The 13,949-nt window shown below is 42.2% G+C and carries 12 protein-coding genes; 1 reads left to right on the plus strand and 11 read right to left on the minus strand.

The window, feature by feature from the left end; translation table 11 throughout:
• Positions 1 to 21: 21 nt before the first annotated feature.
• The 10 genes from GC097_RS05140 to GC097_RS05185 form a co-directional block, all read right to left on the minus strand.
• Positions 22 to 1,365, minus strand: a complete 1,344-nt coding sequence (locus GC097_RS05140; protein WP_171682280.1) for an O-antigen ligase family protein — start codon at positions 1,363 to 1,365, stop codon at positions 22 to 24.
• 196 nt (positions 1,366 to 1,561) lie between these two features.
• Positions 1,562 to 2,119, minus strand: a complete 558-nt coding sequence (locus tag GC097_RS05145; protein ID WP_171682281.1) for a DUF6155 family protein — start codon at positions 2,117 to 2,119, stop codon at positions 1,562 to 1,564.
• A 42-nt stretch (positions 2,120 to 2,161) separates the two neighbouring features.
• Entirely contained in the window at positions 2,162 to 4,594 is a 2,433-nt protein-coding gene (locus GC097_RS05150) for a TOTE conflict system archaeo-eukaryotic primase domain-containing protein (protein WP_171682282.1), read from the minus strand.
• A gap of 728 nt (positions 4,595 to 5,322) precedes the next feature.
• Positions 5,323 to 5,469, minus strand: coding sequence for a hypothetical protein (locus GC097_RS05155; RefSeq protein WP_171682283.1), 147 nt, complete (start codon positions 5,467 to 5,469; stop codon positions 5,323 to 5,325).
• 34 nt (positions 5,470 to 5,503) lie between these two features.
• On the minus strand, positions 5,504 to 5,896 hold the full coding sequence (locus GC097_RS05160; protein WP_171682284.1) for an iron chaperone: 393 nt from the start codon (positions 5,894 to 5,896) through the stop codon (positions 5,504 to 5,506).
• A gap of 118 nt (positions 5,897 to 6,014) precedes the next feature.
• Positions 6,015 to 6,884, minus strand: coding sequence for an NAD-dependent epimerase/dehydratase family protein (locus tag GC097_RS05165; protein ID WP_171682285.1), 870 nt, complete (start codon positions 6,882 to 6,884; stop codon positions 6,015 to 6,017).
• Between the two features lie 135 nt (positions 6,885 to 7,019).
• Positions 7,020 to 8,111, minus strand: coding sequence for a Ger(x)C family spore germination protein (locus tag GC097_RS05170; protein ID WP_281364242.1), 1,092 nt, complete (start codon positions 8,109 to 8,111; stop codon positions 7,020 to 7,022).
• Positions 8,108 to 9,214, minus strand: coding sequence for a GerAB/ArcD/ProY family transporter (locus GC097_RS05175; RefSeq protein WP_171682287.1), 1,107 nt, complete (start codon positions 9,212 to 9,214; stop codon positions 8,108 to 8,110). The genes GC097_RS05170 and GC097_RS05175 overlap by 4 nt, the downstream gene beginning before the upstream one ends.
• Positions 9,215 to 9,241: 27 nt before the next feature.
• Complete coding sequence (locus tag GC097_RS05180; RefSeq protein ID WP_171682288.1) at positions 9,242 to 10,624, minus strand: spore germination protein; 1,383 nt, start codon at positions 10,622 to 10,624, stop codon at positions 9,242 to 9,244.
• A 172-nt stretch (positions 10,625 to 10,796) separates the two neighbouring features.
• On the minus strand, positions 10,797 to 12,695 hold the full coding sequence (locus GC097_RS05185) for a leucine-rich repeat domain-containing protein (protein ID WP_171682289.1): 1,899 nt from the start codon (positions 12,693 to 12,695) through the stop codon (positions 10,797 to 10,799).
• A gap of 111 nt (positions 12,696 to 12,806) precedes the next feature.
• Between GC097_RS05185 and GC097_RS05190 the strand changes: the two genes are divergently transcribed.
• Positions 12,807 to 13,490, plus strand: a complete 684-nt coding sequence (locus tag GC097_RS05190; protein WP_171682290.1) for a YHYH domain-containing protein — start codon at positions 12,807 to 12,809, stop codon at positions 13,488 to 13,490.
• 75 nt (positions 13,491 to 13,565) lie between these two features.
• Here GC097_RS05190 and GC097_RS05195 read toward each other — a convergent pair whose 3' ends face one another.
• Positions 13,566 to 13,916 (minus strand): DUF805 domain-containing protein, encoded by a 351-nt coding sequence (locus GC097_RS05195; protein ID WP_171682291.1) that lies wholly within the window; start codon positions 13,914 to 13,916, stop codon positions 13,566 to 13,568.
• Positions 13,917 to 13,949: the final 33 nt, after the last annotated feature.

The following is a 13,949-nucleotide window of genomic DNA, read 5'->3' on the forward strand; positions in this document are numbered from 1 at the left end:
GATATAAGCATCTGTTCCATATTATTCCTTAATAAAATATCTTTTTATATCCTCAGATAGCGCAAGATACAGCTCTTCGCTGGGCGCAAGCTGTACAGCATGTTCAATTTGATTCTTAGCATTCAGATAATCATTGCGATCATTAGTTTTGTTTCCCAGCAAGACATATACTTTGGCCATTTCGTAATAAGACGAAGCCGCCCAAGGCATCATTTTTTGCACCCTGGAAAAATTTTTCACTGCCATTTGCAGTTCCCCGATAGCAACGTTGTTTTGACCTCTCACCTGAATGAAATTCCCTACCGTCACCCAACTTGTGAACAATAACATTGCTGCCAAAGAAATGGATACTATTGTTTTTGTAAATATGCCGGGTTGGAACACGATCACAGCTCTGCATGGACTCTCCCCTATAGCGTACTCAATAAGCATCAATAAAAGAGCGAACACTAGCAGGAAACTAAAATCAAAGTCAAAACCAGCATGCAGCAGCAGCACTGTGCCCGCAAGTAAAATACCCTTTATCCATAAGAGGGATGAGTTTGCCTCAGTTGGCTTCAAAGATTTAATAAGAATAAAACTTTTATAATAAAAATACAGGACAATGAAAATAAACAGCAACGATCCGAAAACTCCGATATCCAATGCTAATTGGAGATAATGATTATGGACAAAACGAACAAAATACGCCTCGGATTGATACTTGGATTGCAGCACACTCCACCCGCCACCGCCGGTTCCTAACCACCAATTGTCGGCAATCATAGACAGGCTATCTTTCCAATAAACAAGTCTCATTCGGAACTCAGAGGTTTCTGGCTGAATCGTTTTAAGCCTTGACCAAAAAAAGAGAACGTCTTTCTTTAATAGAGCTGTCACTATAAAACTAATAAGATGAACCCACACGATTTGCAGCCAAATGCTTCGTTTGCGAAACTCTTGAAACATAACTAATGCAATCAGAGACAATAACCATAGTACCCAAACCGCTCTGGAATACGTAAACATGAGTCCTGTCGCTTGAATAATCATAAGGGTAAAATCACTTTTACTAGCTTTCCTTACATAAAACAAGAACGTTATTAGTAAAGAAATCAACAAAAAAATAGCTAGTGCATTCGCATAGCCAATGGTCGATTCCAACCGGTTTTGCCTGTTCATCTGAAAAACAATGCCAACCACGACTAGGAATCCCCCCATATAAGGAAGCCATCGGAATACTTTCATCATCTGCTCTTTAGCGAGGGTAGAGAATAGAATAGAAAATGGAAGCAAGGCGGTTATTTTGATGGCCTCTAAAATGGCTTTTTCCATATCTGCCGCGATAAACACACTTGACCAGTAACCTAGAACGATTAGAAACAAAAATAGATGTACTAGGTGCAAGCGCACTTGTTTTAGCGTAAGGCTGCAGATCAGAAATGAAGCGCCCAGAAAAATATTGGCGAATAAATAATTCAACTCGTATAGATACCCTTGTTTGAGGATGCCAATCCCCAAAAAGAGGATAATGACGATATGGGAAAATTTGTGAATAGTGTTGTCCTCCGTTTAATTCTTGTTATTCAATTTCATCCTCATAATCAGCAGCGAATCCATAATATATCTCACATAGCTGATCATGAAACCCCCAACCCATTCCATCTGTATCATTAACAATTCCTAGCAATCTGTCTCGAAATCTGAAATACAATCCGTTGTCGTCAATTGTTTGAATTTTTTGAAGTGCATTGGCGTAAGTAGATTCCATACTATAATAATAGGATTCGTACATGTCGCCATATTCGTTCGCTAATTCGACACCTAATTCCACATAGTAGATCATCAAATCAATTGTTTTGACTTGGTTATTGCATAGTCTATCAAATTCTGTAATCGCCTTCTTCGCTTCTGCTAATTTCAATTTTGCTTCCCCGCGCTCAGGATAGAACTGGTGTAAAATCTTCTTTTTTGCTTCATCGAACAATTGATTCTCCGTACTTTCCGGATCCAGCAACATATGAATGTACTTTTTGACATCCGGACTGGATTTATAATTATCAACAATAATCGAGATTAAAGTATCCGCTCCATAAGATTTTAGTTCTTTCTTAAGCTGAGGTATTGTAAGCTTGCTCATGAACAATCACTATCCCTTCATTTGTTTGGAAATCTGATAATTCTACAACTCCATGCCGCTATATCCCATAGCCCGATACCCTTTTACCCTCTTCCTGTACATGCCCATAAGAAGCGGCACCTGGATATCAACATAGTCGTATATCTGCACGTCTTGTTTGTTCGCATGCGATCGGTGCAATCTTCCGGCGTACTGCTGCAAGCTCCCTTTCCAGGAGATCGGATGAACTAGAAATAACGTATCCAGCCTTGCATCATCGAATCCTTCTCCAATTAATTTCCCCGTAGCGATAAAGACCCGTTCTTCCGAATCAGGAATGTCAGCTATCCGCTGACGAATCTCCTCACGCTGTTTTTTGCCCATTCCGCCGCGTAGTACGATTACGTTTTTCGCGAACCTTTCTAGTTTTTTTTCAAAATACTCAACATGTGCCGTTCGCTCTGCAAGCAGGATTGGCGACCTACCTTGGTCTAAACATTTTAAAAGATCGTCAAATATTAAATCATTTCTCTTCTCATCCTCAACCAACAATTGGTAGATAGTCTGAATGGATGGGACTGCTTGTAAAGAGGGCAGTTGAAAAGATGTGTACCTTGGTATTACTTTGTGTTCAAACCCCCGTACGAAAGCTTGTGACTTCGCATCAATTCTAGTACGAATAGGACCGCACTGCATAAGTACTATTGGCTGTTGTCCATCTTGCCGAGTTGGCGTTGCCGTTAGGCCTACAACATACTTTGCATTTGCTTTTTTCAAAACCTGCTCAAAGCTGAAAGCTGATACATGATGACATTCATCAACAATTACCTGTCCATACTCTGTTAAATAATCCTTGATCTGGCCCTTATGATTCAAACTTTGAATAACGGCAATATCAATAACACCCGTACGTTTCTCCCTACCGCCACCGATGACACCGATCTCTTTTGCATCCAAATTTAGAAAAGTACTTAATCGTTCCTTCCATTGATCCATCAATTCACGGCGATGCACCAGCACTAGTGTGTTTACTTTTCTAGAAGCGATAATGGAAGCTGCCACCACCGTTTTTCCGAATGCGGTCGTCGCTGATAAAACTCCTGTATCATGGGCTAAAATCGATCTAGCCGCTGCATCCTGCAAAATAGAGAGCTTCCCGGTAAAGTTAACGTCAACCTCCACTCCCTTGTTTCTCTCATCTAAAATGGTTAATTCCGCACCATATTTTTCAAATAAATTGGAAAGCTGATTCAGACAACCTCTAGGGAGGGCCACATACTTACTAAAATCCTCTGCACAACCTATGACGCGAGGCTTCCCGTACGTTGATAAACGCATCGCTTGAGTTTTATAAAAATCAGGATTTGGAAAGGATGCAAGCCGAATTACTTGGTTGATCATCTGTGCGGACAAGCCTTTTTTCTCAATATAAATCATATTAGACAGAGTAATATGCACCTTCGATGGTACTAACATATCAGCTTTAACTTCATCAAAAACAATTTGCTGCGTATCCCATGGTCTATCCTCGTCTATTTCCTCGTCCCAAATTCCGACATTCAGAACATTTGAAGTCCTTGTTATTTCATGAACTTTACTTTCAACCTGAGACAACGTCATTTTTCTTAACCCTGACAAAAAACTCCATTGATCCTCATACGGAACTAAATTCTCGTCTACGAAAACGCTGTTCCCCTCTTTACGAGGAGCTCCTTGCAAGGGAAGGGCGATTAGATTTCCAAAACCTCCTTTTGGAAGCGTATCTTGATTAGGAAATAAACGATCGTAAGAATCCAGTCCAAGCTCATTTCTACTCTCCATCGTTTTGGTTAAAAGCGCACACCCTAATTTCCGAGCCAAGCTAGCTTCAATAGGCTGATCAAAAAATATCCATACATGCCCTCCGTCTCCTGAACGAGATCGCTCCAATGCAGCAGGTACTTGCAGCATCGTGCATGTCTCCATGACAGCAGCCGCATCCTGCTTCCAGTTTCGTTTATCAAAATCGATGGCCACGAACCAACAAGTCTCGTCTTGGAGCATGGGATATATCCCGATAGTATGGTTAATTTTTGCATCAAGATGATCAGATATGATTTCATCCGTAATAGGAATAAATTCTCTATGCGAGCAGTCTGCGCATTTGATTTGAGGCTTTTTACATACAAAAGACCATTCGTTTTTACACGCCGGCGAATATCCCGACTTCCCGGTTTTACTTTGCCATCTATTCGGGTACACATCTTCACGACCACGAAATAGGCTGCGGAATACTTCAATCTTTTCCTTCGGAGAAGAGTAATTGTGGATAGATCCTTTTTCAGCTTCGAACTTGATGACAGCCTCATTAATTACTTCCACAGGAGGATCGACAGAAGCTAGTGCAGAATTTTCTTTTGTCATATCAAAAAGTCTTTGCCTTAATTGAAGATTCTCTTGTTTTAACTGCTCTATCTCTTTCAGGGCAAGGTCGAGTTTTCTTTCCAGGCTCGTCATACTTCCTCCATTTAGAACGTTTGTAAGTCTAGTTTATCATAAAGAATTCATAAAAATTTACGACTAGATAAGAAAAACCCAGCCAGCGGCTAGGTCCTTGTCTAAAGCCATACATTTGAGCATAGGGAGGAATTGGATATTGGGGCTTTCGCTTTTTCATCACCCTTCGGACACAGCGGCCGTTATATTCGCGAAAAGCGTCGTGTCTCTCTGCCGACGGACACCAGTGTCCTTATTTTGCAATTTCGGGAAGAATTCAGTCCCCAAGTGAGCAAGTAACAGCACTGGTGTCCGTTACATGTTCGAAGAGGTTCCTTTCCATTGAACAAGGGCCTCTCAGTCCGCTAGTGAGGACAAAAACTGCTCTAACGCCATTACGTCTGCTGAAAATGACGGAGAAGGAAACATCCTGCGGCTTGCAATAAAAAGCAAACCTTCCCTCTCCACGTGATAACTGCAAAAGTGCAGGTAATTTGAATGCTCTAGTACGATTTCGCTGACTTTGATGTAAAAGTACAGGTAATTTCGGTGAATTGCGCCATTTTGGCCATTTCTAGTGAATTTACCTGTACAAATGCAGTTATTGATTGAACTGCACTTGAAGATGCTGATTTTGATGTACTTTCTACAGTCCGCATTGAAATTCTGACAAAAAAACCGTCCAACTCACAGTAGAGTGAATAGACGGTATTGTAGAAGCATATTTGATCAGAGGGATTCCTAGTTCTTTATTCCTCACGCGATCTGTTTACCTCTTCCAATAGTTCCCTTCCTCTTTCAGGGGACAGTGTCCCGGCTGCTTCAAGAAGATCATCAATGGAGTAATCATCATCTTGTGCTTCAACCGTTTGAGAATCGTTTTTTGGGGGAATCATGTTTATTCCTCCAATATAAAATATAATACGTTTATTATATCAACTTCTTCCCCACGCGTTTCCCCTTCGCCTTCTCCAAATTCCGACCAACCCTATACTTTACAATCCTGCTGATTAATTCATAAGGCATCGGCTTTCCTAAAGGAAATTGCAAAGTCCCTTTCGACGAATGATACTCTGCCACTTCATCCTGGAATTCATGAATCCCGTCCGGTGCAGGATAGAACCCGATATGATTTTTGAAAGCCGCAAAGTGCACCAGATTCCCATGAAGCTCAAAAGTAGGCATCGCATAACTGATCTTTTCCTTAGCATCCGGCGCGGACTCTTTGATTACGGCTCTTAGCGTTTGGAGTATTTCCTGAACCTCCGGCGAACATGCTGAGATATACTCATCGATGGATGTGTACGTAATTTTTTCTTTCATGGGTTCTCCTCCCGCGGATATCTAGATCCTGTTTATCATATTATTACCATAATATCACAGTTCCCCCTCCCCATAACAAAAAAACAGCCAACCCCCTAAAGGATTAGCCGCTCTATCATTACTGCTCCATCAGCTTATATTGAGGCTGCCAGCCTAATAATCTCTTCGCTTTCGCGTTGGAAATCAGCGACGTTCTTCCCTCGAGCGGAGAGCGAATATCTTTAACGCCGGGGAGGTATTTCTCCACCAAATCCCGGGTTAACCGATTCGACGAGCTGTCATCCGCAGCGATGATCAACGCCTCCGCGCCAAGCCCGTCCGCTTCAATGGCTTTGAGACAAGCCGAAGCAACGTCCCTTGCATCGATATAAGACCACAGAATGCGCAAACGGGCATCAGTATCATCGAAGTTGGCTTTCAGCTGCGCATAACTCTCGGGAACAAGAATATTGCCTAAGCGGAAACTAACCACCTGCATCCCCGTACGCCGATTGAACGCCTGTGCGGTTACTTCGTTCACGACCTTGGACAAGCCATAGCTGTCTTCCGGAAGCTGCGGATGCTCTTCGTCGATCGGAATATACTGAGGCTCGAAAAACTCGCTGGCAAAACAAATGCCATAAGACGACTCACTCGAAGCGAGCACGACTTTCCCGATGCCCAAGTTCGCAGCCGCCTCCAAAATATTGTAGGTGCTCATCACATTATTGCGGAAGCATACATCATTCGTGTGCGTATATGCCTGAGGAATAGCGGCAAAATGCACAATACCCGCCACTTCGCGCCGATTCCCGGTGCTAAATTGCGACAAGGCATTATGTACCTGCCCCAAATCATTGAGATCCGTAATGATCGTCCGACAAATCGGCTCCTCCGGAGCCTTCACGTCCAAATTAATAACATCATAATTATTTTCTACAAAATGTTTTAAAATCCACTGGCCCGCTTTGCCGCTGCCGCCAGTTACAATGATTCGTTTTTTCTCCATCAAACTTTAATCCTCCTTATTAGCACGTACCGCTGTTTGTATACCCTGCTATTATACAGGGAATGCAAAAGCCGCATAAGAACTGAAAAAGTTGTCAGTTAGTAACGTTGGCGTAAGTAGGGGTAAGGCCACTCTTCAGTCGAGAAACTCCAATCCTGTGTTTCTCATATCGATATGGAAGTCATAACTAATTTCCGCTGACTTGAACATTTCACTCCAATGTTCGTATTCCGACGGCTGCAGACGACTCCGAAAGCGATTTCCGAAGCCGAAGACGTCGGCTCCTTCTCGCTGGGTCTTCTCGAACATCGATTTGGCATGATCGTTCAAGTTGCCCTCCAACTCGGCAATAATTTCTGATTCATTCAGTTTCCGCTGACGGGAACTATCAATTAAGACCGTAACTAGCGAACAATCGATTTTGATGATTGGCTTCCCGTTCTCCAGCGAAGTAGCTACCCGGGTATGGTTGTGTACAATCCTTACATCCGATTTGCTCATCAACTCGACCTCAGAATCATGAAACCGGTGCGTGAAAATTTCGTACAAAAGCGATTCATCCTTGTCTATTTCCCCAACCATTTTACCGTTGACAATAATCGCATTGCCGCTAAAGCCGAATGAGTTTTTCTCTCCTTCGACTAATACTGGGATCAGATTGGCATGAAACGGATTATATAATTTGGCATAGACTTCCCACAGTTTCGTTTTGTTTTTTCTAGGGATGCCCCCCGCATATGGTTCAAAAAAAAGCTTGGTATAAATGCCTGAGAGTTCCCCCGTCGGGTTGGGACTGCTGAAAATCCGCTCCATATTCCCCCTGACCACGGCAACAACAGCATCTAGGGGAACGGAGCGCTCCCTGATTGCGAATTCCAAATAAGGAATAAGCCCCGATTTAGCCAACGATTCATCCAGCAGCAGCGCACGAGTAGAAGAAGTTTCCAGAGCTTTGGGAAGCTTGTATCTTAACTTGTTCATCGCATCGGGGACGGTAAACCCTTTCTGACTCATCGTAAAGAAATCTTTTTTCGACGTTTCCTGCGATGCCTTGGGAAGAGGAAATCGGAACCATACACGAAGGGCAGACTCCGGCGCTTTCTCCAGCCCTATTACGCCGACCATAAGGCGATTATCAATATCTTTGGAGTCCCAACATCCGGATCCTATTGTCATGGTTAGGAAGCACACGGCAGCTAACTTCCATATACGGTGCTTTCTCCTCATATCTCATTACCCTTTCCACCCCGACGTTGAGCAAAAGCCAGGACAGCCATGCCGAGCAAAGGAAAAACGAACATCATATACAGACGGATGCCAACCGTAATGAATACAATCTGTTCGACCGCTCTCCAAGAAGACAGGTATGTGGCCACTGAATAAACGACAATGAAGATAATTACGTAAATCAGGCCAGTTTTTGCTCGCGGCATTAGAGATTTGATCGTTTCTCCCAGGGCATGCAGTTGCAGAGCCATAATGAGCAGGACATAGAGCATGGTCACGGAGACAAAAATGGCAGTCATATTCTCAAATACGACCCAATAATGGTAGATGGAATCCATTTTAGAAACGAAAGGAAAGGTCAAGCGTTGGCTTAATTCCCTGCCAAAAGTCATAATCGGCAGATACACATAGCCTGCAATAAAGGGAAGAGCACAAAAGAGAGCAATAACGTAGCTTTTCCAGGCGCGCCTTGCTGACTGCATCCTGTAAGATCCGATCAGTGACGTAATCGTAAACCCCATCCACAGAAACGATCCGGCATAAAAGTGCTTGTCGAGGAGAAAATCCCCGTTCGTCCGAAGCAACGGTGTACCTAAAGTCCAGTCAATATCACTAAAACCGAGAATCAGCAGCGCCAATGTGCACGTAAGCGCCAACAGAAAGAAAACCCTCGCTGCCCGCACAATAGGCATCATTCCGGCCAAAGCGAGCGAAGCAGGAGCAAGGAGCATTCCATTCAGAAACGAAATCGGCGTGGTGGGCAGCATCGTCATCGTAATAATTTCCGAGTAGGCCCTCAGCATCACGATGAGCGCTCCGAACAGAAAAAGTAATGCGGGCAAACAAAGAATGCTCGCCCAAATGGTGCCTAGCGACGATCGTATGACCACTATCAGCTTGTTATCTTCCAGCCTGGCCAGCATTCTGCTGTAAAGCCAAGAGCTGAGCAGAGCGCCTGCGATCCATACGGCGATCGGGATCCAGTAAGCTCCTTCCGTACTGCGAATCAGGAAAGTCGGATAGATGAAACCAGCCGCGGCGCCTGAGAACAGCATTTGGATCACAAACATTTCATAGCCATTAATGGCGGAAGCATTTTTCATGAAAAGGCTCCTTTCTCGAAATTATGGCTAGGACGGCCCCAACCTTCTTTTCTTGGACCATAACGATGTGAGGTACGGAGCGCCGAACGATTCAAGACAGCTGAGATAGATGACTAGGCATACGAAGCAGAATACGATACCCAGGAGTCCAGCTATAGTAGCTCCAATCACGACAAAGTACTTTAGAATTCTCTGTACTAGTCCCATTTGGTAATCAACAACGATAAAATTGGTGATAGCCGTAGCCGCCACAACAATGACAAGCAGATGGCTGACGATATTGGCTTGGATGATCGCTTGCCCTAGGACCACACCGCCGACCATCGTAACAGTCGAACTTATCGTTTTAGGTAACCGTACGCCAGCCTCTGTTATGAAATCGATCACAATAAGCATCAGAAGCGTCTCTACAAAAACAGGATAAGGGACACCCTCACGGCTCGCAGCAGCGGCAAGACTAATCTCCAGGCGGTTCACATCAACGTTGACAGAGGTGAGCGCCACATACATAGCCGGAAGAAACAAATTAATGAGCATAGCCAAAAAGCGCAGCGTAAGGAGAAAGTAGGAAACGTATGGATTCACATATCTATCCTCGGGAGAATGCCAAAAATCTGTGTATACGGAAGGTACAATCAATGCGAACGGAGACCCGTCTATCATAATGATAATTTTGCCTGCCAGAAGAGCTGCCGATACACGATCGGGTCGCTCCGTGGAGACGGCCATTGGGAACAGAAACATCTTTTTTCTGGACATCAGCAGTCGCAGCAGTTGTGCGCTGTCCTGAAGGCCATCCGTTTGGATCTTCTCCAGCCTTTCTTTAAGGTGCGACAACAGATCGAGATCGACGGCATTCGAATATGAAAATACCGCAACTCGGGTGAGACTGGCCGTACCGACGATCGTTTCCCACATTTTTAATTGCGACGAACGAATTTGCTGCCTAATTAGTGCCGTATTGACGTCGAGACTTTCATTGAAAGCATTCATCGGGCCTTGAAGAACATTTTCTGTTATCGGCGACTCGACAGATCTATGCTGACTTACCGATAAATTCATAATCAGTCCGGAAGACGACCTTCCTTTGCATATAACGGCTGAACCGTGGCAGATTGCTTGCTCGCATTTTTTAAACGTACCTTCGCCAAGGCCAGTCCCACTGTAACGCTCAAGCCGCGCGGACAAATCTCCGGCGACATTGGTCCCGAGCAGAAAATCCAACTTTTGTGGGGAGCATAAAGATGAGATAAAACATAAATGCAATTCGGCAGCATGCTCGGTTCCGATCAACATCGTCGTATAATCGGCCGATTCCGCAAAAGCTTCATTTAAACGTTCGAATAAGGGCAAATCATCTGGTTGTTCATTTAAACCATAGACGGAAGTAAGAATATCAGACGTGGTCATGACCTCCCCAGCGAACCTAAATATGGTAGTCCAGTATTATTTTGCCCAAGTCCTGCAATATCATGTCATAAATGGCACCTTATATTTCTGGATAAGGGAATGCCAAACAAACCCCACCTGCTTAGGATGGGGTTTGTTATTTGTTGCTGTGATATCGAACAGATGCTTCGGTTTAATCTATTTCAATTGAAACTATTTTCCCAACTTCATCCCAAGTAACCGTCGCTCCCAAAGCTTCACTTACAAATCGAACCGGAACAAGCGTTGTTCCACTTCGAAGTAACGGAGCCGCATCCATTTTAACTTTTTGATCATTTATATATGCTTCAGTTCTATCCATACTTAACTTAATTGTTTTAGCTCCTTTCGTTGCAGTAATTGTACTGTTATCCTCGTCCCAAGATACTTCTGCGCCTAGAGCATTAAAAATACGACGCATAGGTACAAGAACATTACCGTTCTCTATTTGAGGCTTTTCTTCATCCCTAAAATATTGGAGTTCCCCAAGTAACTTGATCATAACTTGAGTGCCATATGTAATGACTACTCCTTGCGCTTGTTTAGTTCGAATGATGTTTAGCGATGTATCATCAAGCGGATTGTTAACTACATCAATTTCCCAAAGACCAGGATGATCTCTCAACGATTCAATATTTATGATGTTGTTATTCTTTAATGACAGTTTATCTAATCTATCCAAATTATATAGAGCAGAAATATCTTTTATCTTATTGAAACTTATATCTAAATCACGAAGTGATGTAAGGCTTTTCAAAGGAGATATGTCATCAATTTGATTGCCATACAAACCTAGAGTAACAAGCCTATCTAATTTACTAAGCGAACTAATATCATTAATTTGGTTATTCCCTAAGTATAGTACATCCAATCTTTTAAGATTCTCAAGAAAATGAATATTCGAAATGTTGTTATTCCCTAAAGTTAAAAAGGATAGTGTTGTCATTCTACTTAAAAGCGAGAAATCTTTAACGGGAACTCTGTCTAAGAAAAGTGTTTCCAGGCCCTTTAAGCCTAATAAAGGTGAAAGATCGCTAATCGGATTATAACCAATCATTAGACTAGTCAGGTCTGGCATGGATGAAATTGGTTTTAAATCTTCTATGTTGTTATTACTAATATCGAGTCTTTTTAAATTTGGCAGCTTTGCCAGCGGTTTTATATCAACTATGCGATTCTGGGATAAATCCAAGTTCGATATACTTTTCATATCTTGTAAAAAAGAAATATCCGTAAGTCCAAAATTACGAAGATCCAACCATTCAACTTTATTTAAATACTTCAATGAGGAGAAATCACTTACGGGATTCCCATCGAAACCAAGAATTCTAAGATTTGGCATATTCTTAACAACGCTAATATCATGGATAAGGTTATTATTTATGGACAAAGAAGTTAATCTCGATAATTTGCTTAATGGACTAATATCTTCTATAGCATTTCTGCCTATGTATAATGACCTTAGATTAGTTAACTCTGCAAGTGAAGAAATGTTTTTAATTTGATTGTCATAAGCCTGGATCGATTCTAGATTTTTTAATCCTTCTAATGGTGAAAGATCAACGACTTTGTTATTAAAAATGGATAAATCACGTAATTTAGATAAATTCCGGATAGGTTCTATGCTAGATATCTTATTGTTATATAGAGTTATATTAGTTAATTCCGTCAACTTGCTTAGCGGTGAAATATCTGTTATTTCATTATGATTGAAATCAATACTCTTGAGCTTCTTTAAATTTGCAATTGGTGCAAGATCATGAAGCTTATTCTCTTGAATGTATAGGGTTGTTAAGTTTGTAGCGTATTCCAAACCTTTTAAGCTCTTGATGCCAAGCCAGCTAGCACCACTAATTGTTTCTAGAGACTGCATGTCCTCTTCAGTAATAAGGCCTTCCAGTTTATTTAGTTGTTTTCTAACAACAGCCTCTAGCGCTGCATCTTCAATTTTCACCTCAATCGTTTCGGCTTTAGCAATCTTTGATTTTCCAACAAGGCTAATGAAACAAATACAGATTATGAGCATGATCAAATATTTTCTGCTTAGAATCACGGTAATCTCTCCTATGTTTATGACTTTGTTTCAAAGCTCATTGAACGCACTTGAAATATCTGGTACTATCACATAGGTATATAATACTATATTTTAGGAGATGAAGGGTGAATGAGGTTTAGACGAATCGGACTACTCTTATTGTCAATTATAGTGACATTGTCTTTATCACAATCCGTTTATGCACATTCAGGTCGAACGGACGCCAATGGAGGACATAATTGTTCAGCTAGCTCCAAGGCAAAAGGATTATGTTCTGGCTATCACTACCACAATGGCGGGTCTTCATCCGGAAGCAGTTCATCGTCATCTGGAGGATCAACATCCAGTATTAAACCAGCAGCCCCAGTAGAAACTATTCCAAGCGGACAGGTCAAAGTTGTAAAACCGACATACAATATTAACGTCAACGGTACCTCCATTCCTAATTCGTCTATTAAATATCCTGTTATCTCATATAAGGACATTACATATTTTCCAATGACATTTAAGTTTACTCAGGCGCTAGCTTTAGAGACGGTATGGGATGCGAACACTGGATTTGTAATTCGAAAGACTTCCAATAAAGCAGGAAGCCTTGAGCTAGACTACGGCTCTACAAGTACAAACCTGTACGCTAGTCAACCAGATTTTAATATCTATGTAAACGATGCGTGGATTGATAATGGTTCTGAGGAGTACCCGCTGTTGGTATTAAACGATGTGACTTATTTCCCAATGACATGGCGTTATGCCGTTGATGAGTTAGGTTTAACAATTAAATTTGACAATAACACTTTCTATATTTCTAAGTAAGGGAATGCCAAACAAACCCCACCTGCTTTAGGATGGGGTTTGTTGCTGTGATATCAGACCAGATGCTTCGTCTGCTTATGTGAATTGTTTGGGATTTGGACCATATTGGTTGTCACCAGGCTCACTGTCCAAGCAGTCAAATACGAGAAGAACAATACTACCGACCACTGGGATTAAACCAATCAAAATCCACCAAGCACTTCTTCCCGTATCATGGAGTCTCCGAAATGAAACAGCTAGCGATGGCAATAGGACAGCCAAAGAATAGATGCCGGTTAAAACGGATTTCAGTCCTAGCATGTACTCCAAAATTGCAAGTATGATTGCAACTATCGCATTGAAGAGCACAAACATCCAATACTCCTTGCGCCGCGCTCTTCCTGAAAATCCTACGTAATCTTTCAACACCTTTAAATACCAATCCATTTACTAGTCTCCCTTCATCCTTCAGAAATACCT

The organism is Paenibacillus planticolens, from assembly GCF_013141725.1.
GTDB classification, from domain to species: Bacteria; Bacillota; Bacilli; order Paenibacillales; family NBRC-103111; genus Paenibacillus_E; species Paenibacillus_E planticolens.

Excerpts from the sequence above, each read along its gene's own strand:
- GC097_RS05165 (WP_171682285.1), bottom strand. The coding sequence starts at position 6,884 with ATGGAGAAAAAACGAATCATTGTAACTGGCGGCAGCGGCAAAGCGGGC.
- GC097_RS05175 (WP_171682287.1), bottom strand. The coding sequence starts at position 9,214 with ATGAAAAATGCTTCCGCCATTAATGGCTATGAAATGTTTGTGATCCAA.
- GC097_RS05145 (WP_171682281.1), bottom strand. The coding sequence starts at position 2,119 with ATGAGCAAGCTTACAATACCTCAGCTTAAGAAAGAACTAAAATCTTAT.
- GC097_RS05155 (WP_171682283.1), bottom strand. The coding sequence starts at position 5,469 with ATGATTCCCCCAAAAAACGATTCTCAAACGGTTGAAGCACAAGATGAT.
- GC097_RS05180 (WP_171682288.1), bottom strand. The coding sequence starts at position 10,624 with ATGACCACGTCTGATATTCTTACTTCCGTCTATGGTTTAAATGAACAA.
- GC097_RS05170 (WP_281364242.1), bottom strand. The coding sequence starts at position 8,111 with ATGAGGAGAAAGCACCGTATATGGAAGTTAGCTGCCGTGTGCTTCCTA.
- GC097_RS05195 (WP_171682291.1), bottom strand. The coding sequence starts at position 13,916 with ATGGATTGGTATTTAAAGGTGTTGAAAGATTACGTAGGATTTTCAGGA.
- GC097_RS05150 (WP_171682282.1), bottom strand. The coding sequence starts at position 4,594 with ATGACGAGCCTGGAAAGAAAACTCGACCTTGCCCTGAAAGAGATAGAG.
- GC097_RS05160 (WP_171682284.1), bottom strand. The coding sequence starts at position 5,896 with ATGAAAGAAAAAATTACGTACACATCCATCGATGAGTATATCTCAGCA.
- GC097_RS05190 (WP_171682290.1), top strand. The coding sequence starts at position 12,807 with ATGAGGTTTAGACGAATCGGACTACTCTTATTGTCAATTATAGTGACA.